This is a genomic window from Streptomyces sp. BL1, assembly GCF_057628045.1.
The window spans coordinates 6,904,844-6,930,707 of record NZ_JBXYWZ010000002.1 but is presented as its reverse complement, the minus strand read 5'-3'; the positions used below and the strand labels follow the sequence as shown (position 1 = coordinate 6,930,707).

The window sequence follows — 25,864 nt, the reverse complement described above, 5'->3', positions numbered from 1 at the left end:
CTCCGGTGGCCCGACAAGGAGTCAGCAGATGATGTGGTTCGTCGCTCTGGCAGTGGTGCTGGGGCTGGCGCTCGTCGGCGCCGTGGTCGCGCTGATCGTCACCGAGCGGCGGAACCGCCCGCCGAAGCCCGTCGCCCCGGCGCCCGCCGTCGTGGGACGGGAGTCGCTGGACGTCATCGACGCGGGCCTGAAGAGGCTGACGGGCGAGTGCGTACGGTCCGGCCGTTCCCTGCCCGACCTGTACGCCGTCGTCTACTCCGAGGAGCGGCTCGGCCTGCTGCTCGCGGGTGCCGAGAAGGACGCGCCGCGGCCCTGGACGGTGGAGGAGGACGGCGAACGCTGGTCCACCCCGCCGAAGGCGCTGGAGGGGCGCGGCATGGACGAGCAGGCGCTGCCGTACGCGCTGACCGTGACGGTGGGTCTGGGCGGGCCCGACCGGGTGCTGGTGGACCTGTCGCGGGCCGCGGCAACGATCTCGGTGGCTGGTCCCGACGAGGAAGTGCGCAGCTTCGCGCGGGCCGTCATCACGGAGGTGGTCACCGGGCCCGTGGGCGGTTCCGGCGAGGTCACCCTGGTGGGGTCGCTGGCCGGCGACACGAGGCTGAACGGCAACGGGATGTTCCCCTCGGGTCTGCACACGGCGGCCGACCTGGAGGAGGGCTTCGCCCGTACGGCCGGAGCGCGCGACACCCAGGCTCCCGAAGCGGCCGATGTCACCCAGGTGTTCCGGCTCATCGAGGGACACAGCCAGGCGTCGGTACCGGGCGAGGCGCCGCAGCTGTTCGTCATCGAGGCCACTCAACTGCCGCGCCGCAAGGAGGCGTTGGCCGGTCTGCGGCGCGGGGACGCGCTGCTCGTGCTCGGCGAGGCGCCCGCCGGGTGGCGCTGGCGGGCCGGTGAGGACGGTTCGCTCGACACCGGCCCGCTCGGGCTGGACATCAACAAGCATGCGGGGCGGATGTGATGACGCCCCGTCGGCATGCGGAGGGGTCAGGCCGCGTCCAGGCCCCGGTTGCTGAGGGCTTCGCGCAGGGCGCGGGCCGCGTAGTACGTACGTGACTTGACCGTTCCCGGAGGTACGCCCAGGGCCGCGGCGGTCTGGTTCACGCTGCGGCCCATGTAGTGCACGTGCAGGAGGATCTCCCGCTGGGGCGGGCGGAGGTCCCGGAGCGCTTCGACCACCACCTGGGAGGTGAGGAGCCGGTCCACACCGTCCGAGACGGGGAGATGGACGAGTTCCGGATCGCCGGTCTCGGGTGGCCGGGCCTGGCGGGCCCGGTGGCCGTCGATGACGAGATTGCGCAACACGGTGAACAGCCACGGGCGTACGGATTCCGCGGCCGGGTCGAGGTCCGCGGCATGGTGCCAGGCGCGGATGGCGACTTCCTGCAGCACGTCCTCGGCGCGGTGCCAGTCGCCTTCCAGGCGGCGTGCGGCGAACTGCAGCAAAGCGCTGCCGTGGCATTGGTAAAGAGTTCTCAGGAACTCCTCGGGCTCGGGCGCGGGTTCCTTCGTCCGTTGGCGCGGTATGTGGTTCTCGGGTGAAACCCTTGCCGACAAGGGCCCGTTCCTCTCGGGTCGTGGGGGGCGTTGGGTACGGCCGTCGGCGGTGGCGACCGCGTGCGGGGCGGCGAGACCGGCCGTCCGCACGGAGGGTTCATTTCTACCGGTGCCGTTGCATGGTGAACGCACCCGGGTCCGACTTCCGTTGCCTTCGGAAACGCCTGTAACCGCACGTACTGGGCATAATACGGCGGCGGTTGACGTCCCACGCCGCGCGCGAGCCCCCGTCCGCACTGCCCGTCCGCACGACGTGAGGCCGGGGCGTGCTTCCTCGCACGCCCCGGCCTCACCGGTTCTTCCCCGCCCTCGGGCGGTTCTGCCGGACGCCGGGCCGTACCCGGCGCCCCCGCTCATTCCGCTTCGCCTCCGGTCACTCCGGTTCGCCGCCGGAGAGCGTCTTCGCCTCGTCCGCGTTCAACGCCCGGTCGTAGACGTGCACATCGGCGATGTCGCCCTTCCAGAAGTCGACGGGCTTGCCGCTGCTCATCCCGCGCCCGATCACCAGCGGACCCTCGGGCTTGTTCTGGTTGGTGGCCTGCCTGCTGCCCGCGAGTTCACCGTCCACGTAGATCCGCATCTGCTTGTCCTGCTGGCTGTACGTGGCGGTCAGGTGGTACCAGCGGCCGGCTTCGGGCTTGCCGGCCTTGTCGGCCAGCGCGCGGGCCCCGCTGAAGCTGAACGCGAACCGCTCGTCGGCGCCCGAGTACTGCAGGAAGAAGGCGCTGACGCTCTTGCTGTCCTGGGAGACCGCGGTGCGGAAGTCCTTGAGGTCACCGGAGAGACGCACGCGGGCGGCGACCGAGTAGTCCTTGCCCGCGGTGTCGATGACCTTGTCACCGGCGTTCCCGTACGACTTCTTTCCGTTCAGCCGCAGGGCACCGCCGTTGGGCCCGTCGGTCCACTCCGTGCCGCCGCTGAACACCACGTCGTGCTCGCCGGCCCGGCCGGTGCCCGACTGGTGCAGCGGCCACCAGCCCGTCCCCTGCAGCCCCGGGGTGCCGTCCTTCTCGGGTTCGGTCTTGCCGCCGCCCGGCGCGGCGGACTCGGTGCCGGACGCCTTGTTCTCGCTCTCTCCGCCACCGATGACGATGTAGGTGACGACGAGGGCCAGCGCGACGGCCAGCACGGCGATCAGGGTGATGAGCGACCATCTGCGCGTCATGAGTCTCCCAGGAAGTGCGTGACAAAGGTTTCGCTAGTGATCACGCACGTGATCCGCATACGGTTCACCCCGCCCCGGAGCCCGTCGCCGCCAACCCGCGTCGGCGCGGCGGGGAGCAGACTCACCCCCTCACCGCGCCACCGTTCGGCACGGCTCAGTCCGTGGTCCGCTCCACGGGGATCCACAGTTCGGCCTCCGCCTGTGCCCCGTCCTCGGAGAGCCGGGTGCGCAGGATCTCCGGACCCGGCCTGCTCCGGTACGGGTTGGACGGGAACCACTGCGTGAACACGTCCCGCCACAGGTACTGCAGCGCCTGCGGGAACGGGCCCGAGCTCTCGAAGACGGCCCACGTTCCCGCCGGGACGGTGAGCGTGTCCAGGTCGTCCGACACCTGACGGCTCGTCACCACACCGTGGTAGTAGTCGAGTTCGGTGCCCTCGGCGCGGCTCGGGTCGAGGTCGTCGCTCACCGCGACGAGCCCCTCCGGCTCCTGGTCGGAGAGTGCGGTGATGCGCCGCACCGTCTCCTTCCCGAGACCCCGGACGAACTCGGCGATCGCCGGGTTCACCCCCTCGTGCACGAGCGGGACACGGGCCTTCTTGCCGGCCACGCGGAACTGTTCCCTGTCGATGACCCGGTACTTCATGCTGCTGTTCCCTTCCACGACAAGGCGGAAGGAGATCCGCTGCTGGGAGCTGAGCGCCGCACCGGTACGCCGGGCCTCGCCCGGTCCCACACCGTGCATGGCGCGGAACGCACGCGCGAACGCCTCCCCCGAGCCGTAGCCGTGGCGCACCGCGATGTCGAGCAACGTCCGCTCCCCCGCGAGGACTTCGGCCCCCGCGACGGTGAGCCGCCGGCGCCGGACGTACTCCGACAGGGAGACCCCGGCCAGCGCGGAGAACATGCGGCGGAAGTGATACTCCGACGTCATGGCGATCCGCGCCAGTTCGGCCACGTCGATCTGCTCGTCGAGATGCGACTCGACGTGCTCCAGGGCCTCGTTCAGCCGCTCCAGCACCCCGTTCTCCTTCCTCTGACGCCTCACACGCTAGGGACGCCGCACCCCGCGGGACCCGACATCCTGTGCCCGGTCCGGTCGGGTCGGGCGGTACGGGTCGGGCACGGGCGGTACGGGTCGGGGCGAGGTCACAGGGCACGAGGCCACAGAGCGCGAGGTCACCGGGGTGCGTCCGGCGTTCCGGCGACGTCCCGCGGCTCCAGGCCGGAGGCCCAGACGCGCCCGTGGACCGACAGGTCCCGCAGATGCGCGGTGACTTCCTGCGCCGTGTAGCCGGTGTCGTTCTCCACCCACCACGTCAGCACGCCGGTCAGTTCGCCGGTCCAGGCGCGGGCGATCACATCGAACGGGACGCGCGGCGTGACGCCGAGATGCGCGGCCCGCTCGCGGAAGACCTGCTCCACCCGCTCGCTGATGATCGTCGTGAACTCGCGCAGGGCGCGGCCGTCGCCCTCGCCCCGCAGGATGACCCGGTAGACGGGCTTCTCCTGCTCGGCGTGCTGGAAGATGTAGAGCACCGGCAGCCCGGTGAAGCCCTGCGTCTGCGCCTGTTCCATGGCCGGCAGCAGGCGCTCCCTGTCCTCGGTGAGGTCCCGGACGACGCCGACGAGCAGATCCTCCTTGTCGCGGTAGTGCGTGTAGAAGGTCGCGCGGGCGATGTCGGCGCGGTCGATGATCTCCTCGACCGTCAGCGCGTGGAATCCCTTCTCCAGGACGAGTTCGACCAGCGCTGAGCGCAGCGCGTGGCGGGTGCGGCGGACGCGGCGGTCTCCTGCGGACTTCATGGCCGGATTATTTCCTCTCGCTCCGGACCGTTGACCTGGCGGCTCCCCCAGACTACGTTTCCGAACACTCAATCCGTAAACAGACACAGTGTTCAGTAACTCGGTTGGAGCTCCCATGAACCTCGGCCGGTTCGTACGCCGGACCCGCGCCCACCAGCCCGACGCGGAAGCCGTCGTCTGCGGCGGGACGCGGCTGACGTACGCGATGCTCGACGACGACAGCGACCGGCTCGCCACCGCGCTGCGGGCGCTCGGGCTCCGCGAGGGCGACTGCGCGGCCACCCTCGCCGGCAACCGGGCGGAGCTGGTCGTCACCGAAGTCGCCCTCTACAAGGCCGGGTTGACCCGCGCACCGGTCAACGCCCGGCTCGGCGAGCAGGAAGTGGCGCACCTGCTGCGCGAGTCGGCGGCGCGCGTACTGCTCGTCGACGCGGCCCACTTGGCGGACGCCGCCTCCGCCGTACGGGGCAGCGACGTCACCACCGTCATCTGCTTCGACCCGCCCGGGGACGGGGAACACGACGCGGACCTACAGCCGCGGGGACTCCTCACCTATCGAGGCCTTCTCGACTCCACGCCCGCCGAGCCCGTCGACGTGGACTGCGCGGACGGGGCCGTCGCCGTACTGCACTTCACCTCCGGCTCCACCGGCAAGCTCAAGGCGGCGACGCAGACGTACGGCAACCGCCTCGCGCTGATGCGCAAGACCGTGATGAGTCCCGACACCCGTGTCGGGCCGGGCGACCGGCAGATACTCGCCGGGCCCGTCACACACGCCTCGGGCATGCCGCTGATGGGCATCTTCTTCGCCGGGGGCTGCGCGGTCGTCATGGAACGGTGGGACGCGGAGGCCTTCCTCTCCACCGTCGAACGGGAGCGGGCCACCCACGCGTTCGTCGTCCCGACCATGGTCAACACCGTTCTCGCGCTGCCCCACGCACGCGATTTCGACGTGTCCTCGCTGCGGCAGCTCATCTACGGGGCGGCGCCCATGTCACCCCAACGCATCAGGGAGGCCTGGGAGTTGTTCGGCCCGGTCCTCTCCCAGGGGTACGGCTGCGGCGAGACGACGTCGGGCGTGCTGTTCCTCTCCGCCGAGGACCACCGGCGGGCGCTGGAGGGAGTGGACGAGGAGCTGCTGCTCTCCTGCGGCCGGCCGCGGACCGAGGCGGACGTCGCCGTCGTCGGCGACGACGGGCGGCCGGTGGCCGACGGGGAGATCGGCGAGATCGCCGTACGCGGCCCTGACGTCGTGCCCGGCTACCTCAACGAACCGGACCTGACCGCCGCGTCGTTCCGCGACGGCTGGTTCCTCACGGGTGACCTCGCACGCAGGCGCTCCGACGGCTACGTCTTCATCGTCGACCGCAAGAAGGACATGATCATCTCGGGGGGCTTCAACATCTACGCGGTGGAGGTCGAATCGGTCCTCCACCAGCACCCCGACGTGTACGAGGCCGCCGTCGTCGGCGTGCCCGACGAGCAGTGGGGCGAAGCCGTCAAGGCGGTCGTCGTCCCGCGCGAGGGGGCCGCGCTCACCGAGAGCGCGCTGAGCGACTTCTGCGCCGAGCGGCTGGCCCGCATGAAGAAGCCCCGCTCCGTCGACTTCGTCGACGCGCTCCCCCACAACCCCAACGGCAAGATCGACCGCCGCGCCCTCCGGGACCCGTACTGGGCCGGCGCCGAACGCCGCGTCCACTGAGGCACGTTGCGCCCCGCCGAAGTGTCTTGCCCCGGCTGAGGCGCACGCGTCCGCCCGAAGCCCGTCGCGTACGCCGCACCCCGCGCACGCCGGCCCCGAGCTCCCCGAACAGGAACCCGCCATGACCTTCACCCTCGAACCCGTCCACGACGACAACCCGCGCCTCCAGGACCTGGTGACCCGCCTGCGCGGCTTCCTCCACGACGAACTCGTCCCGTACGAACGCGAACGCGGCATCACCCCCGAGTCGAAGCTGGAGCGGGCCACGCTCGAACACGTCTGGAAGCGCAGCCGCGAACTGGGCTTCTACGGCGTCAGCCTGCCCGCCGAACTGGGCGGCGAGGATCTGAGCCTGGTCGAACTGTGCGCACTGAAAGAGGAGTTGACGGCCTCCGGCGCAGCGCTCTCGCACTCCGTGCTGGGCGACATGGGCGGCCCCCTGCGGGCCGGCGCGATCGCCCGCTACGCCACCGCCGACCAGATGGAGCGGTATCTGATGCCGGTCATCCGGGGCGAGCGCGCCTGCTGCTTCTCCATCACGGAGGAGGACGCCGGCTCGGACGTACGCCGCATGTCCACCACCGCGACCGAGGACGGCGACTCGTACGTGCTGACCGGGCGCAAGGTGTTCAGCTCCGCCGCGCCGTTCGCCGACTTCGCGATCGTCGTCGCCCGCATGGCCGGGACCGAGGAGGTCTACAGCGCCTTCCTCGTCGACCTCGACAGCCCGGGCTGCGAGGTCCTCGACGGTGAAGTCCCCATGTCGGGGCAGCAGATGGAGGGCGACCTCGCCTTCGACGGCTGCCGCGTCCCCGCCGGGAACCTCCTCGGCGAGATCGGCCAGGGTCTGCGCATCGGCATCGGACGCATCACCCTCAACCGCCTCCTGCACTGCCCCTCCCTCATCGGCGCGGCCCGCCGCGCGTGGAACCTGTCGGTGGCGTACTCGAAGGACCGGGTCGCCTTCGGACAGCCGCTCCTCGGGCTCCAGGCCATCCAGCACAAGCTCGCCGAGATGGCCACCGACCTCTACGCGGCACACTCGACCGTCATGGCCACCGCGGCCCGGGGCGACCGCGGCGACAACATCTCGACCGAGGCCAACATGTGCAAGCTGCTCACCGCCGAGTCCTGCTTCCGCGTCGCCGACCAGGCCGTGCAGATCCACGGCAAGGCCGGGCTCACCCGCGGCCACGAGGTCGAGCGGATCTTCCGCAGCCTGCGCATGTTCCGCATCGTCACCGGCACCAGCGAGATCCACAAGAACGCCATCGCCAAGTCCCTGACGTGAACAGGCGTGCCGGGCACCGCAGTTGAACGGGTGTCGTACGCGGCGCTGAAGGTGGCCCCGGGCATTCCGCACGAGCCCGGCACGCCGCGGCCCGCGGCCGGCCCTCCTGCCGCTCCTCCCCACTCTCCCCGGGAGTCCCCATGACCAGCAGCCGCACCGAGCCGGCCCCCGCCCGCCCCGTGAACCCGGCCGGTACGGCCGTCGTCCGGCGCCGGGCGTGGCTGGTCACCGCCATGATCGTCGCCTTCATGGTGCTCAACTTCGCGGACAAGGCCGTACTCGGCCTCGCCGCCCACCCGATCATGGAAGAGCTGGACCTCAGCAAGAGCACGTACGGTGCGATATCCAGCTCCTTCTATCTGCTCTTCAGCCTCTCCGGGCTGGCCGTGGGCTTCGTGTCCACCCGTGTCTCCAGCCGGGTGCTCCTGTGCGTGCTGACCGCGCTGTGGGCGGTGGCCCAACTGCCCGTACTGATCGTGGCGACGGTGCCGACGCTCATCGCCGGGCGGGTCCTGCTCGGGGCCGCCGAAGGGCCCGCGGCGTCGATGTCCATGCACGCCCTCTACAAGTGGTTCCCCGCCGAACGGCGCGGCCTGCCCTCGGCGTTGCAGATCAGCGGCGCCGCGCTGGGCACGCTCATCTCCGCCCCGCTGCTCACGTGGATCATCACCGCGTACGGCTGGCGCTCGGCGTTCACCGTTCTCGCCGCGGCCGGCGCCGTCTGGTGCCTGCTGTGGCTGAAGGTCGGCCACGACGGCCCGTACGGCGAACAGCCCGCACGGCGTGGGAAGTCGACGAAGGATGACCACACGGCCGACGCGGGGCCCGGGCAACGGCTGCCGTACCGGCGGCTCCTGCTCAACGGAACGGTGCTGGGCGGCATTTCGAGCGCGTTCGCCGCCCACTGGGCCCTGTCGCTGAGCAGCGCCTGGCTGCCCGTCTATCTGAGCACCCAGCTCGGCATGTCCCCGGCCCGTACGGCGACCGCCATCAGCGTCATCTCCGGCTGCAGCCTGGCCCTGCTGCTGACCGTCTCCCCCGTCGTGGACGCCCTCAAGTCCCGTGGCGTCAGCAGCCGTTGGTCGAGCGGTGCGCTCCAGGGGGCGGCCGTCATCGTCGCCGGCTGCGCCATGGCCACGTTCCCCTTCGTCGAGGGGGCGGCGCGCCTCGTACTGATCGCCGTGGCCTTCGGCGCGCACGCCATCGCCATTCCGCTGCACTATGTGACCACGGCCGAGGTCACCCCGGCACGGCAGCGCGGCGCGGTCTTCGGCATCGTCGCCGCCACCGGCACCCTCCCCGGCCTGGTCGCCCCGTTCCTCAGCGGCCGCCTCATCGACGGCGCCGCGACCGAACAGACGGGCTACACCACGGCGTTCCTCATCACAGCGGCCATCATGCTGGCCTGCGGCGCCTACGCGACAACGGCCATAAGCCCAGAACAAGACGCCCACCGCCTCCACCCCCGATAAGGGCGCGGGGACCAGCCCCGACAAGGGGCGCGGGGAACTGCGCAAACCCCAGCGCCAACCGCAGCCGCCCACCACACCCACGGGGCACACGAGGCGGCGCAAACACGCCTACGCCCCGCGCAAAAGCTCCGCGATCCGCGCGAAACCACGCCGCTCCGCGTGCCCCAACGCCGTAACCCCGTCCTTATCCGCGATGCCCGCATCCGCCCCGTGGTCCAGCAGCAGCGCGACCACCTTCTGGTGGTCCCGCCCGCCGTCGCCGAGGATGACGGCCTCCAACAGGGCGGTCCAGCCAAGCCTGTTGACGTGGTCGACGTCGACATCGGTGCTGCGCAGCACCTCCCGCACGTACGCGACGTGCCCGTGCTCGCCCGCCGGAATCAGCGACGTACCGCCGTACCGGTTGGTGAGCGTGTAGTCCGGCTTCGCCGGAATCAGCACGCGCGCCATCGCGGCGCTGCCCGTCACCCCGGTGACGAGCCAGGCGCTGTCGTCGCGCTCGTCCCGCGCGTCCGGGTCGGCGTCCGCCTTCACCAGGGCGCGGGCCGCCTCCACGTGGTCGCCGAGGGAGGCGAGCAGCAGCGGCGTACGGCCCCGGCTGTCGCGTGTCTCCGTGTCGGCGCCGGACTTCAGCGCCGCCTCGACGGCCTCGCTGTCGCCCTTGCCCGCCGCGTCGAGCAGCTCCTTGTTCGCCGCGGCGGTCGCCGCCCGGGAGGACGACGACGAGGACGGCGACGAGGAGGACGACGGGGACGAGGTCGCGGAAGGGGACGACGGGGCGGACGACGAGGAGTGCGCCGCCCCACCCCCGCCGTCCCGGGCCGCGCAGCCCGCGAGGCTCACCGCTGCGAGTACGGCGGCGAGAGTCATACCTGCTGTCCTCCTGGCCATCGCCCGGTCCTCACGTGCCGGTCGCGTCACTTGCCGAGCGCGTCGGCGCCGGCCTGCGCGAACTTCTCGTCCAGGTCGCCGCTCGGCGCGCCCGCGACGCCGATGCCCGCGACCGGCGCGCCCTCGGCCTCCACCGGGGCGCCGCCCGCGAGGAACAGCGTGCCGGGGATGTCCTTCAGGTTCGGGGTCTTCTCCAGCCGCTCGGACAGTTCGGAGGTGGGCGCGTTCCAGGAGACCGCGGTGTAGCCCTTCTTCTCGGCCGACTCGTACGACTGCGGGCCGGCGCCGTCGCCGCGCAGTGTCACGAGGGTGTTGCCGTTGCGGTCGACGACGGCGACCGACACCTTCTGGTTCTCCTTCTTCGCGGCGTCGAGCGCGGCCTGCGCGGACTTGGCGGCCGCGGCGACCGTCAGGTGGCTGGAGGTGGTCAAGTCGCTGCTCTGCGCGGCCTGTTGGGCGCCGGCCGGCTGCGACGCGGCGGGTGACGCGCTGGCCGACATGGCGCCGAACGTGCCGACTCCGGCGAGGGCCACGGCGCCGACGGCCGTGCCCACGACGGTCCGGGTGCGGCGGGAGGTGTTCTTCGGGCGGGCGTTCCGCATGGTCGTACTCCTTAAAGAGGCGGTGAGCGGTGCGGACTCGGTTGCCGGCCCGCTGTGTGTCTCCCATCCTCCGGAGCCGGGAGCCCCCGCCGGGTCGCCGTACCGGCTGCCGTCGCGGCGCCCTACGGCTGACACGGGGGTAAACCGATCGGATGATGCCCGGCCCGTGGAGCCCGTGCTACGACTGCTGGAGAGGAACCTCCGCATACGCTCCGACCAGCGGAAACCGTACGCGCTCGACACACAGGAAAGGGGGTGGGCAGTGCCCGCGGAACCGGCCCCGCCCGGCCCGCACCCCGAGGTGCGGCGGCTGGCCCCCGTCATCAATGCGGCGTTCTTTCTGCTGCTCGGCGCCTCGCTGTGGCGGTATCTGCTGCGCCATCCCGACCAGCCGCGCATTCCCTGGATCATCGCGTTGAGCATCGTCCTCGCGCTGCTCCACCTCCTCGGCCCGGTGCTCGGACAGACGACGGGGCCGGAGGCCGGTCCGGGGCGCGGCAGCGTGCGGACCCTGCGTCAACGGGCCTGGCTGGCCGCGGTCGTGGGTGTCTGGGTGCTGCTCGTCCTGCTCGCGCCGAGCTTCGCCTGGTGTGCGGTGCCGCTCTTCTACACGGGGCTGCGGACGCTGCCGCCGCGCGCGGCCGTACCGCTCGTCGCCCTGCTGACCGTCTTCGTCGTCCTCGCCCAACTGCGGCTCGCCGGCGGCTTCGACCCGGATCTCGTGCTCGCGCCGCCCGCCGTCGCGGCGCTGGCCACGGCGGTGTTCCTGCACATGGAGCGGCAGGCCGTACGGCAGCGCGAGCTGATCGACGATCTGCTGCGTACCCGCCGCGAACTGGCCGCCACCGAACGGCGTGAGGGCGTCCTCGCCGAACGCCAGCGGCTCGCGATGGAGATCCACGACACCCTCGCCCAGGGCCTGTCCAGCCAGCAGATGCTGCTCCAGGCCGCGGACCGCACCTGGGACTCGGCGCCCGGTACAGCCCGCGAGCACGTCCGTACGGCCACCGCCATCGCCGGACGCGACCTCGCCGAGGCGCGCCGTTTCGTGCACGACCTCGCGCCGTCCGCGCTCGCCGACGGCACTCCGCTGGAGACGGCGCTGCGCGAACTGGCCGCGGGCGAACGGGAACAGGGCAGCGAAGTCCGCTTCCACCTGGAGGGCACGCCCGTTCCGCTGCCCGAGAGCGTCGCGGCGGCGCTGCTGCGCATCGCGCAGGGTGCCCTCGCGAACGTACGGGAGCACGCGGGCGCCCGCACCGCCGCGCTGACCCTCAGCTACCTCGGGGACCAGGTCGTCCTCGACGTGGCCGACGACGGGCACGGCTTCACCCCCTCCGACGTCCCCACCGGCAGCGCGCGCGGGCACGGACTGCCCGCCATGCGGGCGCGGCTGCGGCGCCTCGGCGGGACGTTCACCATCGAGTCCACGCCCGGAGAGGGCACCGTACTGTCCGCCGCCGTCCCCCTGGAGCCGACACCATGACGGAATCCGCCGCTGCCGCACCCGTACGGCTGCTGCTGTGCGACGACCACGCCGTCGTACGCGCCGGGCTGCTCGCACTGCTCGGCAGCGCACCCGGCGTCGAGGTCGTCGGCGAGGCGGGGACCGGCGAGGAGGCGGTCGCCATGGCCGCCAAACTCCGGCCCGACGTCGTCCTGATGGACCTCCAGCTCGGCGAGGGCATCGACGGCGTGGAGGCCACCCGGCGCATCGTCGCCGCCGGCCCCTCGGAGGCCGGGTCGGTGCCGCGGATCCTCGTGCTGACGACGTACGACACGGATGCGGACATCACCCGCGCCATCGAGGCGGGCGCGACCGGCTATCTGCTCAAGGCGGAGCGCCCCGAGGAGCTGTTCTCCGCGATCCGGGCCGCGGCGGAGGGACGTACGGCACTCTCGCCGCCCGTCGCGCAGTTCGTGATGGACCGGATGCGCGCCCCGCGGCCGACCCTCACCGACCGGGAACGCGACATCCTCGGCCAGCTCGCCCACGGCCTCGGCAACCGCGACATCGCCCGCGCCCTCTTCATCAGCGAGGCGACCGTCAAGACCCACCTGGGCCGCATCTACGACAAGCTCGGCGTCGAGACCCGCGCCGGCGCCGTCGCGGTGGCGAAGGAACAGCGGCTGCTGCCGTAGACGTCCCGAACTTCCGTACAGGACACGGATCGTGACGGTACGTCAGCTGTTGCGCGCTGCGACAGCCGCGGCCCGGCGGTCCGGGTCCGCTGCCAGGTCGAGGCCGGTCCAGGCCATCGCGAGGGCGCCGTCGAGCACCGCGTCGTCTCCCGCGGGGCTCGCGACCTCTTCGGCGAACTGCCGTGTGTGCGGCATCCCCTGGGCCCCCGCCACGCCCAGCCCGGGGTGGATGGCGGGCAGCGCGTGGGTGACGTTGCCCATGTCGGTGGAGCCGCCGGTGCCCTGGGGCAGCGGCCCCGGCCCGGGAACCTCCCGGCCCGCCGCGCGCAGATTGCGGGCGTAGCTCTCCATCAGCGCGGTGTCGTGGCGCAGTTCGAGGTAGTCGGGCTGGATTCCCCCGAGATCCATGGTGGTGCCGGTGGCGAGCGCGGCGCCGCGGAAGCAGTTCAGCACCCGCTCCTTGAGTTCCCCGAGTTCCGCGCCGGTGGGGGTGCGCACCTCGTACTCGAGGACCGTCCGCTCCGGGATGATGTTCGTCCGCTCCCCTCCGTGCCGGACGATGCCCGCGACCCGGTAGCCGTCGCGCAGTTGCTGGCGGAGCTGGCCCACGGCGACCTGCGCGACGACCGCGGCGTCGGCGGCGTTCAGCCCGCCCTCAGGTGCCGCGGCGGCGTGCGAGGAGCGGCCCGTGAAGGTCACCTCGAAGCGGGCCACCGCGTTGCTGGAGCCGCGCGGGTCGACCACGTCGACGGGCGCGGGGTGCACCATCATCGCCACCGTCACATCGTCGAAGGCGCCGCGCTCCAGCATCAGCACCTTGCCGCCGCCCTCCTCCTCGGCGGGCGTGCCCAACAGCTTGATGCGGAAGCCGAGTTCGTCTGCGGCGACCGTCAGCGCGATGGCCGCGCCCGCCCCGGCGGCGCAGATGATGTTGTGCCCGCAGGCGTGCCCGATGTCCGGCAGCGCGTCGTACTCCGCGCACACCCCGACCGTCAGGTCCCCGCTGCCGTACTCCGCGGTCAGCGCCGTGGGCAGCTCGCACGCCCCGCGCTGTACGGAGAAGCCCGCACCGTCGAGCAGGTCCGCGAGCCGGCCGGCGGCGCGGGTCTCCTCGAAGGAGGTCTCCGGGTCGGCGTGCAGATGGTGGCTGAGCTCCAGCAGCCGGTCCTTGTACTCGTCGAGCCGGGCGGCGACACGGTCGCGGAGTGACGGGTCGGCTGCGGGCATGAGGTCCTCCACTCGGACGGCAGCACAGGGTTAAGGAAACGGACCGTTCCCTTTTCGAGGAGGCCCATGTGTACCCGCTCTCCCGGCGTTTGACCAGGGTCCGGTCACGGTGGAACTCCCGGTGTCACGGACAGGTGACTTCTCCCGGGAAACTTGCCGTTCCCTCTTGACGTACCGGCCCGCGTGCCCCCGAATGGGTCCCCATGCCGAACAGCACAGGACGGCGGCCCGCCGGCCGGCCCCGCAGTGACGAGGTCCGTCAGCGGGTCATCGGCGCCGCCTCCGAACTGCTCGCCGAGAGCGGCTATCTCGGCATGACGATGGACGAGATAGCCGTCCGCGCCAACGTGTCCAAGAAGACCCTCTACCGGTGGTGGCCGCACAAAGCCGCGGTGACCGCCGAGGTGCTCGTCGCCCGCGCCGACGTCCGCACCGTGCCCGACCTCGGCGACACCCGTGCCGAACTCCTCGTCGTCTGCGACTACATCGACGACTTCACCCGTCACCACGACGCCTTCACCGTGCTGTGCCTGACCGAGGCGGCAGCCGAGGAGTCAGCGGTCCTGCAGTCGTTCCTCGACATCGTGCTGCACCGCCGGGACCACGCCCGGGCCGCCGTGCAGCGCGGCATCGCACGGGGCGATCTGCCCGCGGACGTGGACACCGACGCACTGCTGGACCTGTGGAACGGCTTCTTCGCCTACCGGAGGTCCTTCCGCCCGGCGCCCGTCGGCGACAGGACGGTCCGTCAGCTCATCGACCTCGCCCTGGCCGGACACGTGCCACGCCTGCCGGTCGGCGGTACGGACACCGGCCCGTCCCCCGCCTGACCTCCGCCTCCCTCCCTTTCCGAACTCTCCGTCCACCGTCCCGGACCGGGCACGCCGCGCCCGGCCCGTACCCCAGCACGCCTTGGAGACCGCCATGTCCCGAAGCGCCTCCCCGGGCAGTACGCCGACGTCCACCGCGTCCGTCGTCGGCTTCCTCGTCTTCATCGAACTGTGCAGCGGCATCCTCCAGGGAGCCGTGCCGGTCGTCCTGCCCCTCATCGGCAGCGAACTCCGCGTCAGCGCGGGCGACTTGAACTGGGTCAACAGTGTCTTCCTGCTCGTCGCGGGCATCTCCGTGCCGCTGCTCTCGCGCCTCGGCGACATCCACGGACACCGCCGGATGATCCGCATCACGATGGTCGCCGTCGCCGCGGGCTCGATCGTCGTCGCGACGGCCGACAGCTTCGCCGTGCTCCTCGTCGGGCGGGCCCTGCAGGGCCTGTTCGCCTGCTGGCTGCCGCTGGACTTCGCGATCGTGCGCGACCGCGTACAGCCCGAACGGGCCGGTGCCGCCATCGGCATGCTCGTCGGCGCGCTCACCCTGGGCGCGACGCTCGGGACGATGGGAGCGGGACTGCTCTCGCAGGCCGTCCAGGACATGCACGGGCTGCTGATGTTCCCGGCCGTCGCCATCCTGCTGTGCCTGCCCGTGGCCTTCCGGCTGATCCCCGAGTCCACCACCCGGGCCGTCTGCCGCATCGACTGGGCGGGTGCCGCCCTGCTCAGCACCGGACTCGCCGCCATCATGATCGGCATGGCGGGCGCGAACAGCGCGGGCCCCGCGCCCACCGCCGCGATTCTCGCCCTCGGCGCCGTCCTCATCGCCCTGTTCGTCCGCACCGAACTGCGGGCCCCGCAGCCCCTGGTGGACGTACGGCTGATGGCCGGGCGCAGCATGGCCCTGCTCTACGTCCTGAGCTTCCTCACGGGTTGCGTGCTCTACGGGGCGCAGACCGCCAACCCGTCCTTCTTCGCCACGCCCGCACGGCTCGGCTTCGGTTTCGGCATGGACACCCTCGGCGTCTCCCTGCTGAACGTCAGCGCCGCCGTGTCCATGGCGCTCGGCGGCACCTTCGCCGACCGTGCCGTGCGCCGGTTCGGCGACCGGCGCACGCTCGTCGGCGGATTCGGCCTCGTGGCCGCCGCGTATCTCGGGATGGCTCTCGTCCACAGCGCGCCGTGGCACATGGCCGTGCTCGGCGTCGTGTTCGGTACGGGGGTCGGCACCGCCATCGCGACCCTGCCGTCCCTGCTCATGCGCCATCTGCCCGCCGACCAGACGGGCATCGGCACCGGCATGTACAACACCCTCAAAACGCTGGCCGGTTCGGTGGCGGGCGCCGTCTTCGCCGCCATCATGAACCGCCTGCTGCTCGACGTACCCGGCGAACACATCGCCTCCGAGGGCGCGTACGTCACCGTGTGGCTCTGCTGCGGAGCGCTCGCGCTGCTGGGCGTCGGCATCGCGTGGCGGCTGGGCGCCGAACACGAGCAGCCCCCGACCCCCGCACAACCCCTCACCGCCACCAAGGACTGAACCGCCCACCCCGGCCCGCCCGGACCGAGCGCGCCGCTCCGTTCCCCGCCGCCCTCAACTCCCCCACCGGCAGGTGGATGCGTCACGCCCGGGATGTAGTTTATGGTTCAACTACAGCCCCGCAAGGGGCCTTGTACCGACGCCACCTACGGAACGGAGGTCGCAGCCGTGACCGCACCCGTCAAGCTCGCCGTCGTCTACTACTCCTCCACCGGCACGATCGCCGAGATCGCCCGCGAGATCGGCCAGGCCGCCGAGAAGGCCGGCGCCGAGGTCCGCCTCCTCAAGGCCGCCGAACTCGCGCCGCAGTCCGCCATCGACTCCAACGAGGCGTGGGCCGCCAACCAGGCCGCCACCGCCGGGCTTCCCGAGGCCGGCCCGGCCGACATCGAGTGGGCCGACGCGGTCGTCTTCGGCACGCCCACCCGCTTCGGTAACGTCGCCTCCCAGCTCAAGCAGTTCATCGACACGCTCGGCGGGCTGTGGGCGGAGGGCAAGCTGGCCGACAAGGTCTACAGCGGGTTCACGTCCTCGGCCACCACGCACGGCGGCCAGGAGTCCACGCTGCTCGCCCTGTACAACACCATCCACCACTTCGGCGGGCTCCTGGTCACCCCGGGCTACACCGACCCGTCGAAGTTCGCGGACGGCAACCCGTACGGCACCTCGCACGTGGACGCGCAGGGCAACAACCCGGTCGACGACCAGACCCGTACCGCCGCAGCCGTCCAGGCCGCGCGCGTCGTACGGCTCGCCGAGGCCCTCAAGAAGGGCTTCGAGGCCTGACACCTCAAACGGGCACGCCTCATACAGGCACGCCTTGAACGGGCACGCCCAGAGGCACGCCCCATACGACGGTGCGCTCACGTGACCCCTCACCGTGAGCGCACCGTTGGGCTCCCGAGCGCGGACCCGCCCGTACGCACGCCTCGTGCGCGTACGGCAAGTCCCGCTGCCCGCCGACCGCCTGACGTCACGTCAGGCCCGTACCGGCGGCAGGCAGTTCGAACGCCGCAGGCGTCAGTTGTTCGAGGACAGGGCCTCGACGAGCGAGCCTGTCGTGGCGTTCGGCAGCGAACGGGCCACGTCCGCGATGGCGACCATGCCGACGAGCCGGTCACCGTCGATCACCGGGAGCCGCCGCACCTTGTGCCGGGTCATCGTCGCGAGGATCTCCTCGGTGTCGTCGTCGGCGCCGATGGTGACCGCTTCCGTCTGATTGAGGCTGCCGGCGGGGAAGGTCCCCGGATCGCGGCCGGGAGCCAGGACCTTGACGACCAGATCGCGGTCGGTGACCACGCCCTTGATCTTGCTGTCCTTCCCGCAGATGGGCAGCGCCCCCACGCCCAGTTCCTTCATGAGCCGCGCCGCGTCCGCGGCCGTCTGGTCGCTCTGCACACAGTCGGCTCCGCTGGTCATGACGTCACGTGCGGTGGTCATCCGGTACTCCTCACTTCGGTCGGCTCGCTTACGGTCCGGCCGCCACGCCCCGCCGCGTTCTCCGCAGGGAACGCGCGCGTGCCTGGCCGGCCGGGTAGCACTGCCGCACCCGCCGAAACCCGCTCCCCGCTCCCGGCCCGTCGCCGGAGACCCTCGCCGGCAACGCGCCGGGGCGCTCTTCGCTGCCATCCGATATGTGCGCAAAGTACAGTTCTGCGCGTATCGTGCCCACCACCGGGAAGGGAACGTGCCATGGCAGGTGGGGACGACACCGAAATCGCCGAGCTGCTGACCGCGACGGCGCAGGAGTCGCCGGTCGAGTCCGTCGACATGATCACCCGGGACCTCGCATGGCGCTTCGGCGCGAGCACGGTGTCCTTCCTCATCGTCGACCTGACGGGGAAGGCGCTGGTACGGGTCAGCGCCGTCGGACCGGCCGGAGAGACCGGACAGAACGGGGAGGCGGAGCGGGTCGAGCTGCACGGCAGCGTCTACGACCAAGTGGTGCGCGCGCAGCGGCCGTTGCACGAATCGCTTCCGGACACCGGCATGCTGCGGCTGATCCTTCCCGTGACGAACCGCGGCGACCCCATCGGTCTGCTCGAACTGACCCTGCCGCCCGACCCCGGCGAGCAGGTGCTGGCCTCGCTGCGCGAGACGGCACGCGTCCTCGCGTACATCGTCATCGCCGACCAGCGCTTCACCGACCTCTACACCTGGGGCAAACGGACCGCCCGGCTCACCCTGCCCGCGGAGATCCAGCACCAGCTGCTGCCGCCGTCGATGTCGTGCGAGGTCGCCGAGTTCGCGCTGTCCGGCGCGCTGGAGCCCTCCGGCGAGATCAGCGGGGACACCTTCGACTACGCCCTGGACCGCGACTGCCTGCACCTGTCCGTCACCGACCCCATGGGCCACGACATCGACGCCGCGCTGCTGGCCACGGTGCTGGTCGGCGCGTTGCGCGGCGCACGGCGCGCCGGGGCCTCGCTGGAGGAACAGGCGCAGCAGGCCCACCGGGCGCTGTGCGCCAACGGCCGCGGACACGCGACAGGTCAACTGCTGCGCATCGGACTGCGCGAGGGCACGGCCGATTTCGTCAACGCCGGCCACCCCCTCCCGCTGCGCCTGCGGGGCGGGACGGTCGAGGAGATCGGCTGCGAGGCCGACCCGCCCTTCGGCTTCCCCTTCCCCCACGACTACCGCGTACAGCGCCTCGACCTGCGCTCCGGCGACCGGCTCGTCCTGCTCACCGACGGCATGCTCGAACGCGGCGCGGAGAGCGTGGACATGCCCGCCATGGTCGAACACACCCGCACCCTGCACCCGCGCGAAGCGGTGCGGGTCCTGACCAACGCCGTGGAGGAAGCCAGCGGAGGCCGGCTCCAGGACGACGCCACGGTAATCTGCCTCGACTGGCACGGCCCCCGAGCAGGCCGCCCTCCGTACACGGCGGGGTGAGCCCCACCGTCAAGCGGGGCCCGGGGGCAGCAGCCCTCCCACCCACCACCAGGCGGGACCCCGGAGCAGCAGCCCTCCCACCCACCGCCAGGTGGAGCCCCGGGGCGGCAGCCCTCACTCCCACCACCGGGTGGGACCCGGGAGCGGCAGCCTTCCCACCCATCACCAGCTGGGGCCCGGGGCGGCAGCCCCGGAAGAAACGGGTAGGGGCGGGTCCGGGGCCAACTCCTCACCGCGGCGCGTGCGTTGCATGCGGGGAGACGCGGCCTCGCGGCTGGCGATGCCCGACATCACCGCGCTGCACGTCCCCGCGGCCGAGGCGGGACGCCGCGCGGTGGAGCGCCTCCTGGCCCTGGCCGACGGCCGCCCGACGGGACCGCCCCACCATCTGCTGCCCGTGGAACTCCTGACCGCCCCCTCCACAGGCACCCCGCCCGCCCCGGGCGACGGTGCCTGATACGTACCCGCTTGCGCGGTCCTCCCGCTTTCGGGCCCGGAGGAGGACACTGAAGGTATGGCCCACCATGCCGCAGGTTCCGGAGCTCGCCGTCCGCGCAGTGCTGGACCGCTCGCGGCGTTGCTGACAGTTCTCGCGCTCGTCGTGGCGCTGCTCGTCGTGGCAGCGCCGGCGCAGGCCGCAGGCCCCTCCACGCCCGAGGAGATCGGCAAGGGACTGCGCTCCCAGCCGGTCTACGTGGACGAGGGGGCGCGCGACCGGCTCAGCACCTCCGAGCAGGACACGCTCTCCAAGAGCATCACCGCCAAGGGCGAGCCGGTCTTCATCGTCGTGCTCCCGGAGGACTCCGCCTACAACAAAAGCACCGTGATCTCCGACATCCGTGAGGCCACCGGCCGCGCCGGCGTCTACGGCGTACTTCTCGGCAACGACTTCGGCGCCAATTCCGACCGCGCGCTGATGCCCGGCAGCCAGGCGCAGAACCTCGCGCAGCAGGCCGACCGGCAGAGCGGGGCCGTCGGATACAGCGCGATGAGCACGTTCGCCGACAAGGCCTCCGACGCGATTGAGAACGGCGGCTCCGACGGCTCCGGCACCGGCCAGCAGAGCACCGGTACGGGCGGTCTCGTCCTCGGCATCCTGATGCTCGGCGGTCTGGCCCTCGCGGTGTTCTTCGTGGCCCGCAGCTCCGTCCGCGTCCGCAAGGAGGCCGCGGCCGACCTGCGGCGGGTGAAGGCCACCGTCGACGAGGACGTCACCTCGTACGGCGAGGAGCTGGACCGGCTGGACTTCGATCCGGCGGCGCCCGGCGGCTCCTCGGAGGAGGAGAACGAGGCGCTGGTCACCGAGTACGGCGAAGCCCTCGACGCCTACGAGGAGGCCAAGCGGGCGATGAACAAGGTGCGTTCGCCCCGCGACGTGGAGGCGGTGACCAGCGCCCTGGAGGGCGGCAGGTTCGCCGTGGCCACACTCCGCGCCCGCCGCGCGGGCAAGCCGCTGCCCGAGCGCCGCGCCCCCTGCTTCTTCGACCCGCGGCACGGTCCTTCGGTCGAGAACCGCCTCTGGCACCCGCAGGGCGGCGAAGCCCGCGACATCCCCGTCTGCGCCGCCGACGCGGCCCGCATCGACGACGGCGAACAGCCGGCCGCCCGCGAGGTCGAGACGGCGACGGGCCGGCGCCCCTACTGGGAGGCGGGCCCGGCGTACGGTCCGTGGGCCGGCGGCTTCTACGGCGGGTTCGGCGGCTCCCTGATGTCCGGCATGCTCATCGGCACGCTGCTCGGCTCCTCGATGGGAACGGGCGGCGCCTGGGCGGGAGACGGCGGCATGGGCGGCGACGGCTTCGGCGGCTCCGGCATGGACGGCGGCGGCGGGTTCGGCGGCGGCTTCGACGGAGGAGGCTTCGGCGGCGGCTTCTGACGGCCCGTCGTCCGGTCACCCGGCGGATGACGGACTGCGCGCCGGCCGGTAACCGAACCGGCCGGCGCGTCCGCGTCGCACGGCTCCCCGCACCGGAGGACCCGTCGTACGGAGGGCCCGCCGTGCCGATCGGCCCCCTCCGAGTGGACAGGCCGTCCCGGGCGCAGGGAAGTGGGAAGTGCGGCTCCGTCGCCCGGACGGGGCCGCTGACCCACGGAGGACCCCATGCAGCGCACCGCCGCGGCGACCACCTGGGCGGTCGCCGTCACCCTGCTCGCCACCGTCACCGCCGGCTGTTCGGACGGCTCGGGCGGCGAGCCGAGTCCCTCGCAGAGCGGACAGACCCGTACGGCCTCCCCGAGCAGCCCGCCGAAGGGGCCCGCCACCGTGGCGGTGAAGTCCACCGGTCTCGGCAAGGTCCTGGTGGACGCCGAGGGCCGCACGCTGTACCTCTTCGAGGCCGACACCTCCGCGAAGTCAACCTGCGACGGCGACTGCGCGACGGCGTGGCCTCCGCTCACGACCAAGGGAAAGCCCAAGGCCGGCAAGGGAGTCGAGGCCGGGAAGCTCGGCACGGGCGCCCGCTCCGACGGCACCAGGGGCGTCACGTACAACGGGCATCCGCTCTACCGCTACGAGAAGGACGAGAAGCCCGGGGACACCAAGGGCCAGAACGTCGACGCGTTCGGCGCCGAGTGGTACGTGCTCGGCCCCGACGGCAAGAAGGTCGAGGGCGGCGGGGGCGACAGCGGTGGCGACAGCGGCGGAAGCGGCGGCTACTGACGGACCGCCGGACACACCCCTGCGACGGCCGTCCTGCGTACGAACGTCAGCCGTGCGGCGGCCGGTTGGTGAGCCGGTGGTCGGCCAGGCTGAGCGCCTCGTCGACGACCCGGCGCAGATGGCCGTCGCGCAGTGAGTAGATGACCCGGCGGCCGTCCTTGCGGGTGTCCACCAGTCCGGCGAGCCGCAGCCGCGCCAGGTGCTGGCTGACAGCCGTACGGGCGGCCCCGCACTGCTCGGTCAGCGTGCTCACGTCGGCCTCCCCGTCACCCAGCGCGTGGAGCAGCGCGAGGCGGGTGCGGTCGCCGAGCAGGGCCAGCAACTCGGCGGCGAGGGCGAGGTGTTCCTCGCCGGGCGTGTGCGGGTGCGCCTCGTGCGCAGATGACAGGTGCATGCGTGCGCTCATACGCACATAATGGAGCCGGGGCGCGGCCGTGTCCACATCCGGGACGTCAGCGGGCCGCGCCGGAAGGAGCCCCGCATGAGCGACCGGCACACCGCCCAGTCCGGCCACATACAGCACGGGCACGATCAGCACGGGCACGCACAGCACGGGCACACGCCGCATGACCACGAGCGGCACGAGCAGCCCGACCACCACCACGGGCACGAGCACGGGCACCCTCCCGTGCGCCGGTGGGCGCGGTGGCGGCACCGGGCCGCGCATCTCGTGCGGCCGCACTCCCACGAGGCCGCCGACAAGACGGACTCCGCGCTGGAGTCCTCGGCGCGCGGCATGCGCGCGCTGTGGATCTCGCTGGGCGTACTGGGCCTGACAGCCTTCGCACAGGCGGCAGTTGTCGTCGCCTCGGGTTCGGTGGCGCTGCTCGGCGACACCGTGCACAACGCGGCGGACGCGCTGACCGCGGTGCCGCTCGGGATCGCGTTCGTCCTGGGCCGCCGCGCGGCCACCCGACGGTTCACGTACGGGTACGGCCGCGCCGAGGACGTGGCCGGTCTCGTCATCGTGCTGACGATCGCTGCGTCCGCGGGCTTCGCCGCCTGGGCCGCCGTCGGGCGGCTGGTCGAGCCGCGGGACATGGACCACGTGGGGGTGGTGGCGGCCGCGGCCGTGCTCGGCTTCCTCGGCAACGAGTGGGTGGCCCGCTACCGCATCCGTACGGGGCGGGAGATCGGTTCGGCGGCGCTCGTCGCCGACGGGCTGCACGCGCGTACCGACGGATTCACCTCTCTCGCCGTGCTGTTGGGCGCGGGCGGCGCGGCGCTGGGATGGCGGTGGGCCGACCCGGTGGTGGGGCTGCTGATCACGGCGGCGATCCTGCTGGTGCTGCGGGACGCGGCCCGCGAGGTGTTCCGGCGGGTCATGGACGCCGTGGACCCGGCGCTCGTGGAGGCGGCGGAGCGGGAGCTGCTGACGGTTCCCGGCGTACGGGAGATCGGCGAGCTGCGGCTGCGCTGGATCGGGCACCGGCTGCGCGCCGAGGTGGCGGTCGTGGTGGACGGGGAGTTGACCGTACGGGCGGCGCACCGGGTGGCAGTGGATGCCGAACACGCCCTGCTGCACGCGGTACCGAAGCTGACGGCGGCGCTGGTGCACGCCGATCCGGCACCCGTACCGGGCGAGGACGACCCGCATCTGACGCTCGCTCACCATGCGGCGTTCTAAGCTCTGTTGCGCTCCCGGGCGCCCCATCTGCCACTGTCAATCGATCCGGGTGGATTCCACCCCATCGGGTTAACTCTGCCTGTGGACAATCGTTCATTCGTTGTGCGCACCACTTCATGCGGTCCTTAATGGACAGCGAAGGCCGTTGCCCCAGACCCCGGTGACATCCCACCACTTGCCACCGGCCGGCTCTGTCAGCGGCCGTGACGACTCCACGGTGATGCCACGATGTCCCTGCACCTCCCGCCTCCCGTACGGACCCGGTTTCTCCGGATGTACCACGTCGACGAGCACGTCGTGCTCGAACTGCACGACGAGATCGACATCGCCGCCGCCCTTCAGGTCCGCCCTCATCTGGACGACGCCACCCGGCACGACCGCCCGTCGCTCGTCATCGACCTGACCCCCGTCACCTTCATCGACTGCGCGGGGCTTGGACTCCTCGCGCACGCGCACCAGCGCGTCACCGAACGACAGGGAAGAATCCGGCTCGTGTGCCCGCATCCGCGGGCCCTCTGGCTCCTGCGCACCACGGGCCTGCACCGCGTCGTGCCGCAGGCCCCGGACGTGGCGACAGCGCTCGGACGGGACGGCCGCGGCGCTCCGCCGCGCGCCGGCGTGTGACGCGCGTAGCCGGCCGCCCGGCGGCCCGACTGCCCGCCGTGAGCCAGGAGTTCAGACTCCGGCCTCTTCGCCGTCCGCCCACCGGATCCTGCCGTCGATCACATCGCGCGCCACCTCGGCGAGCACCCGGCGCCGCGAGCGCGCATGGCTGCGCAGCAGTACGAAGGCCTCGTCGGGCGAGATGGACTTCCGGGCCGCGAGCACGCCCTTGGCCTGCTCGATGACCGTACGGCTGTCGAGGGCCCGCTGCAGCTGCTCGGAGCGGGTCCTGCTCTGCTCCAACTCCCGCACCAGCAGCAGGGAGTTCGCGGTGAAGTCGGCGAGGGACTGCGCCAGCACGAGGGCGTAGTCGGACACGGCGCGCCCCGACCCGTACAGCAGCACCAGCGCCCCGAAGGCGACGTCGCCGTCGCGCAGCGGAAGGGCCGCGGCGCGCGCGAAGTCCAACTCCTGTGCCCACGGGACGTAGCGGGGCCAGCGCTCCTCCGCCGCGGGGTCCGTGAGGTCCGTGGCGGGCAGTGCGGCACCGCCGGCGCGGCACTCGTGGCCGGGGCCCTCGCCCCAGTCGGACGCGGCGAGTTCGAGGGCGCTCACTTCGGGTCCGGATCCGGCCACATGGGGCGGGCCGTCCTTGCCGGGGGCCGCCGTCACGCTCGCGGCGTCGGCGCCCAGCAGTTCGCCGCTGCGGTCCGCGAGGGTGGAGAGGATCCCCGGGACTTCGAGGGAGTTGTCCCGGGTGTCCGCCGCGAGCTCCACGAAGACGTCGGCCAGCCGTTGTTCCCGCGTCGTCATCACATTTCCTCAGGAGTGAGTGCTACGTCTCGTCACATCATGCGGGGTACAGCGGATTCCGGGGAGACCCCCTCGAAAGGGTGTCCGGATCAGTCCCGTACCGGTGCCGTGTCCAGCTGCGCCTCGGCCGACGCCTGGGCGGCGGCCGCCACCCGTGCGTCGGCGCGGCGGAACACGTCCTGCGCACCGGCCGCGGGCCAGTCGTGGGGCAGATGCCGTACGGGCAGGTACGGGTCGGAGCGTACGAGATGCAGCCATTCCGTCAGCAGGCGGAGTTTCACGGCCAGTTCGTCCAGGCCGGGGGCCGCGGCGCCGTCCGCGAAGGCGGACCAGCGGTCGCGGAAGGCGGCGTACCCGGCGGCCTGCGCGGTCAGGTCCCAGGTGTCGCGGACCATGCGGTCGACGTCGGTCGCGGGGTCGGCGGTGGAGCGGAACACCGTGACATGCGGGCCCAGTTCGGGGTCCGCGCCGATGGCGGAGATGTCGGCGTGGCCGGGCGCGATCCACAGGCCGCCGATGAGCGGCGCGAAGCCCGCCCAGGTCAGCTGGGACCGCAGGTCGTGGCGGCGGCGCTGGGCCGCCTCCGGGAGGGAGAACGCCAGCAGGGTCCAGGTGCCGTCCCAGTCGTCGTTGACGGCGCCCTGTTTCCAGATGCGGTCCTCGCCGTCGCGGAGGATGGCCGCGGCCCGGTCGGTGAGCCCGAAGTACACGCGCCGGCCCTCGCGTTGGCGGCGCAGCAGACCCCGGTCGGCCATCCGCGCCAGGGTGGAGCGGGTGGCGTGCTCGCCGACGCCGGTGCGGCCGAAGACCTCGATGATGCTGCCGGAGTAGACGCACAGCCCGGCACCCAGGACGAAGTTGCCGAGGAACGTGAGCATGAGGGACTGCGGCCGGAGCGCGCCTCCGCCGGCCGGTTCGCCCTCCCCGTCCCCGGGGATCTCCTGCCCGCCGGCTCTGCCGTGCCTGCCGTTCTCCGTCACCACGTTCCGCTCCCTCCGTCCGTCCTGCACACGTCCACCATGCCTGGTCCCGGCCGCCG

Annotated in this window: 26 protein-coding genes; 15 read left to right on the top strand and 11 right to left on the bottom strand. The window is 72.2% G+C overall.

Annotated features, from left to right (window positions below; all coding sequences use genetic code 11):
* The first annotated feature begins 28 nt into the window (after positions 1 to 28).
* Entirely contained in the window at positions 29 to 964 is a 936-nt protein-coding gene (locus AC3AGO_RS30375) for a hypothetical protein (protein WP_487823465.1), read from the top strand.
* A gap of 26 nt (positions 965 to 990) precedes the next feature.
* Here the strand turns inward: AC3AGO_RS30375 and AC3AGO_RS30370 are convergent, their stop codons facing one another.
* The 4 genes from AC3AGO_RS30370 to AC3AGO_RS30355 form a co-directional block, all read right to left on the bottom strand.
* Positions 991 to 1,560 carry a sigma-70 family RNA polymerase sigma factor gene (locus AC3AGO_RS30370; protein WP_487823464.1) on the bottom strand — a complete coding sequence of 190 codons (570 nt, stop codon included), beginning with the start codon at positions 1,558 to 1,560 and terminating at the stop codon, positions 991 to 993.
* Positions 1,561 to 1,933: 373 nt separating this feature from the next.
* Complete coding sequence (locus AC3AGO_RS30365; RefSeq protein WP_487823463.1) at positions 1,934 to 2,725, bottom strand: LamG domain-containing protein; 792 nt, start codon at positions 2,723 to 2,725, stop codon at positions 1,934 to 1,936.
* A 154-nt stretch (positions 2,726 to 2,879) separates the two neighbouring features.
* Positions 2,880 to 3,746: a GyrI-like domain-containing protein gene (locus AC3AGO_RS30360; protein WP_487823462.1), complete on the bottom strand. Its 867-nt coding sequence runs from the start codon at positions 3,744 to 3,746 to the stop codon at positions 2,880 to 2,882.
* Positions 3,747 to 3,904: 158 nt separating this feature from the next.
* Complete coding sequence (locus AC3AGO_RS30355) at positions 3,905 to 4,531, bottom strand: TetR/AcrR family transcriptional regulator (RefSeq protein WP_487823461.1); 627 nt, start codon at positions 4,529 to 4,531, stop codon at positions 3,905 to 3,907.
* A gap of 115 nt (positions 4,532 to 4,646) precedes the next feature.
* Between AC3AGO_RS30355 and AC3AGO_RS30350 the strand changes: the two genes are divergently transcribed.
* From AC3AGO_RS30350 to AC3AGO_RS30340, 3 genes are all read left to right on the top strand, one after another.
* Positions 4,647 to 6,233 carry an acyl-CoA synthetase gene (locus tag AC3AGO_RS30350; protein ID WP_487823460.1) on the top strand — a complete coding sequence of 529 codons (1,587 nt, stop codon included), beginning with the start codon at positions 4,647 to 4,649 and terminating at the stop codon, positions 6,231 to 6,233.
* A 121-nt stretch (positions 6,234 to 6,354) separates the two neighbouring features.
* Entirely contained in the window at positions 6,355 to 7,524 is a 1,170-nt protein-coding gene (locus AC3AGO_RS30345) for an acyl-CoA dehydrogenase family protein (RefSeq protein WP_487823459.1), read from the top strand.
* 140 nt (positions 7,525 to 7,664) lie between these two features.
* Positions 7,665 to 8,996, top strand: a complete 1,332-nt coding sequence (locus AC3AGO_RS30340; protein WP_487823458.1) for an MFS transporter — start codon at positions 7,665 to 7,667, stop codon at positions 8,994 to 8,996.
* Between the two features lie 108 nt (positions 8,997 to 9,104).
* On the opposite strand, the gene AC3AGO_RS30335 is transcribed toward AC3AGO_RS30340, so the two are convergent.
* Both AC3AGO_RS30335 and AC3AGO_RS30330 read right to left on the bottom strand, forming a co-directional pair.
* A complete protein-coding gene (locus AC3AGO_RS30335; RefSeq protein WP_487824870.1) occupies positions 9,105 to 9,677 on the bottom strand; it encodes an ankyrin repeat domain-containing protein in 573 nt (190 codons plus the stop codon).
* Between the two features lie 236 nt (positions 9,678 to 9,913).
* Positions 9,914 to 10,489, bottom strand: coding sequence for a GlcG/HbpS family heme-binding protein (locus AC3AGO_RS30330; protein ID WP_487823457.1), 576 nt, complete (start codon positions 10,487 to 10,489; stop codon positions 9,914 to 9,916).
* A 262-nt stretch (positions 10,490 to 10,751) separates the two neighbouring features.
* Here AC3AGO_RS30330 and AC3AGO_RS30325 point away from each other — a divergent pair, with 262 nt between their 5' ends.
* Complete coding sequence (locus AC3AGO_RS30325; RefSeq protein WP_487823456.1) at positions 10,752 to 11,975, top strand: sensor histidine kinase; 1,224 nt, start codon at positions 10,752 to 10,754, stop codon at positions 11,973 to 11,975.
* Positions 11,972 to 12,631: a response regulator gene (locus AC3AGO_RS30320; RefSeq protein ID WP_487823455.1), complete on the top strand. Its 660-nt coding sequence runs from the start codon at positions 11,972 to 11,974 to the stop codon at positions 12,629 to 12,631. The genes AC3AGO_RS30325 and AC3AGO_RS30320 overlap by 4 nt, the downstream gene beginning before the upstream one ends.
* Before the next feature lie 42 nt (positions 12,632 to 12,673).
* On the opposite strand, the gene AC3AGO_RS30315 is transcribed toward AC3AGO_RS30320, so the two are convergent.
* Positions 12,674 to 13,858 (bottom strand): M20 family metallopeptidase, encoded by a 1,185-nt coding sequence (locus tag AC3AGO_RS30315; protein WP_487823454.1) that lies wholly within the window; start codon positions 13,856 to 13,858, stop codon positions 12,674 to 12,676.
* 203 nt (positions 13,859 to 14,061) lie between these two features.
* Between AC3AGO_RS30315 and AC3AGO_RS30310 the strand changes: the two genes are divergently transcribed.
* From AC3AGO_RS30310 to wrbA, 3 genes are all read left to right on the top strand, one after another.
* A complete protein-coding gene (locus AC3AGO_RS30310) occupies positions 14,062 to 14,688 on the top strand; it encodes a TetR/AcrR family transcriptional regulator (RefSeq protein WP_487823453.1) in 627 nt (208 codons plus the stop codon).
* A gap of 94 nt (positions 14,689 to 14,782) precedes the next feature.
* On the top strand, positions 14,783 to 16,225 hold the full coding sequence (locus AC3AGO_RS30305; protein WP_487823452.1) for an MFS transporter: 1,443 nt from the start codon (positions 14,783 to 14,785) through the stop codon (positions 16,223 to 16,225).
* Between the two features lie 168 nt (positions 16,226 to 16,393).
* Entirely contained in the window at positions 16,394 to 17,011 is a 618-nt protein-coding gene (wrbA, locus tag AC3AGO_RS30300; protein WP_487823451.1) for an NAD(P)H:quinone oxidoreductase, read from the top strand.
* Positions 17,012 to 17,245: 234 nt separating this feature from the next.
* Here the strand turns inward: wrbA and AC3AGO_RS30295 are convergent, their stop codons facing one another.
* Entirely contained in the window at positions 17,246 to 17,665 is a 420-nt protein-coding gene (locus tag AC3AGO_RS30295; RefSeq protein WP_487823450.1) for a CBS domain-containing protein, read from the bottom strand.
* Positions 17,666 to 17,917: 252 nt separating this feature from the next.
* Between AC3AGO_RS30295 and AC3AGO_RS30290 the strand changes: the two genes are divergently transcribed.
* The 4 genes from AC3AGO_RS30290 (at position 17,918) to AC3AGO_RS30275 (ending at position 21,782) form a co-directional block, all read left to right on the top strand.
* Positions 17,918 to 19,123, top strand: coding sequence for a PP2C family protein-serine/threonine phosphatase (locus AC3AGO_RS30290; protein ID WP_487823449.1), 1,206 nt, complete (start codon positions 17,918 to 17,920; stop codon positions 19,121 to 19,123).
* A gap of 250 nt (positions 19,124 to 19,373) precedes the next feature.
* On the top strand, positions 19,374 to 19,580 hold the full coding sequence (locus AC3AGO_RS30285; RefSeq protein ID WP_487823448.1) for a substrate-binding domain-containing protein: 207 nt from the start codon (positions 19,374 to 19,376) through the stop codon (positions 19,578 to 19,580).
* Positions 19,581 to 19,700: 120 nt separating this feature from the next.
* The gene (locus tag AC3AGO_RS30280) at positions 19,701 to 20,999 is read left to right on the top strand and encodes a hypothetical protein (RefSeq protein ID WP_487823447.1); all 1,299 of its coding nucleotides are present in this window, start codon (positions 19,701 to 19,703) and stop codon (positions 20,997 to 20,999) included.
* 225 nt (positions 21,000 to 21,224) lie between these two features.
* Complete coding sequence (locus tag AC3AGO_RS30275; RefSeq protein WP_487823446.1) at positions 21,225 to 21,782, top strand: COG4315 family predicted lipoprotein; 558 nt, start codon at positions 21,225 to 21,227, stop codon at positions 21,780 to 21,782.
* A gap of 46 nt (positions 21,783 to 21,828) precedes the next feature.
* On the opposite strand, the gene AC3AGO_RS30270 is transcribed toward AC3AGO_RS30275, so the two are convergent.
* Positions 21,829 to 22,188 (bottom strand): ArsR/SmtB family transcription factor, encoded by a 360-nt coding sequence (locus tag AC3AGO_RS30270; protein WP_487823445.1) that lies wholly within the window; start codon positions 22,186 to 22,188, stop codon positions 21,829 to 21,831.
* Between the two features lie 75 nt (positions 22,189 to 22,263).
* On the opposite strand from AC3AGO_RS30270, the gene AC3AGO_RS30265 reads away from it, so the two are divergent.
* Both AC3AGO_RS30265 and AC3AGO_RS30260 read left to right on the top strand, forming a co-directional pair.
* Positions 22,264 to 23,409, top strand: coding sequence for a cation diffusion facilitator family transporter (locus AC3AGO_RS30265; protein ID WP_487823444.1), 1,146 nt, complete (start codon positions 22,264 to 22,266; stop codon positions 23,407 to 23,409).
* Between the two features lie 228 nt (positions 23,410 to 23,637).
* Entirely contained in the window at positions 23,638 to 24,033 is a 396-nt protein-coding gene (locus AC3AGO_RS30260; RefSeq protein ID WP_487823443.1) for an STAS domain-containing protein, read from the top strand.
* Positions 24,034 to 24,084: 51 nt separating this feature from the next.
* Here AC3AGO_RS30260 and AC3AGO_RS30255 read toward each other — a convergent pair whose 3' ends face one another.
* Complete coding sequence (locus AC3AGO_RS30255) at positions 24,085 to 24,825, bottom strand: ANTAR domain-containing protein (RefSeq protein WP_487823442.1); 741 nt, start codon at positions 24,823 to 24,825, stop codon at positions 24,085 to 24,087.
* A gap of 89 nt (positions 24,826 to 24,914) precedes the next feature.
* The gene (locus AC3AGO_RS30250; RefSeq protein WP_487823441.1) at positions 24,915 to 25,808 is read right to left on the bottom strand and encodes a PaaX family transcriptional regulator; all 894 of its coding nucleotides are present in this window, start codon (positions 25,806 to 25,808) and stop codon (positions 24,915 to 24,917) included.
* Positions 25,809 to 25,864: the final 56 nt, after the last annotated feature.

Coding starts and splice junctions, on each gene's coding strand:
- AC3AGO_RS30365 (WP_487823463.1), bottom strand. CDS start 2,725: ATGACGCGCAGATGGTCGCTCATCACCCTGATCGCCGTGCTGGCCGTC.
- AC3AGO_RS30290 (WP_487823449.1), top strand. CDS start 17,918: ATGGCAGGTGGGGACGACACCGAAATCGCCGAGCTGCTGACCGCGACG.
- AC3AGO_RS30275 (WP_487823446.1), top strand. CDS start 21,225: ATGCAGCGCACCGCCGCGGCGACCACCTGGGCGGTCGCCGTCACCCTG.
- AC3AGO_RS30340 (WP_487823458.1), top strand. CDS start 7,665: ATGACCAGCAGCCGCACCGAGCCGGCCCCCGCCCGCCCCGTGAACCCG.
- AC3AGO_RS30315 (WP_487823454.1), bottom strand. CDS start 13,858: ATGCCCGCAGCCGACCCGTCACTCCGCGACCGTGTCGCCGCCCGGCTC.
- AC3AGO_RS30350 (WP_487823460.1), top strand. CDS start 4,647: ATGAACCTCGGCCGGTTCGTACGCCGGACCCGCGCCCACCAGCCCGAC.
- AC3AGO_RS30330 (WP_487823457.1), bottom strand. CDS start 10,489: ATGCGGAACGCCCGCCCGAAGAACACCTCCCGCCGCACCCGGACCGTC.
- AC3AGO_RS30285 (WP_487823448.1), top strand. CDS start 19,374: ATGCGGGGAGACGCGGCCTCGCGGCTGGCGATGCCCGACATCACCGCG.
- AC3AGO_RS30260 (WP_487823443.1), top strand. CDS start 23,638: ATGTCCCTGCACCTCCCGCCTCCCGTACGGACCCGGTTTCTCCGGATG.
- AC3AGO_RS30345 (WP_487823459.1), top strand. CDS start 6,355: ATGACCTTCACCCTCGAACCCGTCCACGACGACAACCCGCGCCTCCAG.
- AC3AGO_RS30295 (WP_487823450.1), bottom strand. CDS start 17,665: ATGACCACCGCACGTGACGTCATGACCAGCGGAGCCGACTGTGTGCAG.
- AC3AGO_RS30265 (WP_487823444.1), top strand. CDS start 22,264: ATGAGCGACCGGCACACCGCCCAGTCCGGCCACATACAGCACGGGCAC.
- AC3AGO_RS30355 (WP_487823461.1), bottom strand. CDS start 4,531: ATGAAGTCCGCAGGAGACCGCCGCGTCCGCCGCACCCGCCACGCGCTG.
- AC3AGO_RS30270 (WP_487823445.1), bottom strand. CDS start 22,188: ATGAGCGCACGCATGCACCTGTCATCTGCGCACGAGGCGCACCCGCAC.
- AC3AGO_RS30310 (WP_487823453.1), top strand. CDS start 14,062: ATGCCGAACAGCACAGGACGGCGGCCCGCCGGCCGGCCCCGCAGTGAC.
- AC3AGO_RS30375 (WP_487823465.1), top strand. CDS start 29: ATGATGTGGTTCGTCGCTCTGGCAGTGGTGCTGGGGCTGGCGCTCGTC.
- AC3AGO_RS30320 (WP_487823455.1), top strand. CDS start 11,972: ATGACGGAATCCGCCGCTGCCGCACCCGTACGGCTGCTGCTGTGCGAC.
- AC3AGO_RS30255 (WP_487823442.1), bottom strand. CDS start 24,825: ATGACGACGCGGGAACAACGGCTGGCCGACGTCTTCGTGGAGCTCGCG.
- AC3AGO_RS30305 (WP_487823452.1), top strand. CDS start 14,783: ATGTCCCGAAGCGCCTCCCCGGGCAGTACGCCGACGTCCACCGCGTCC.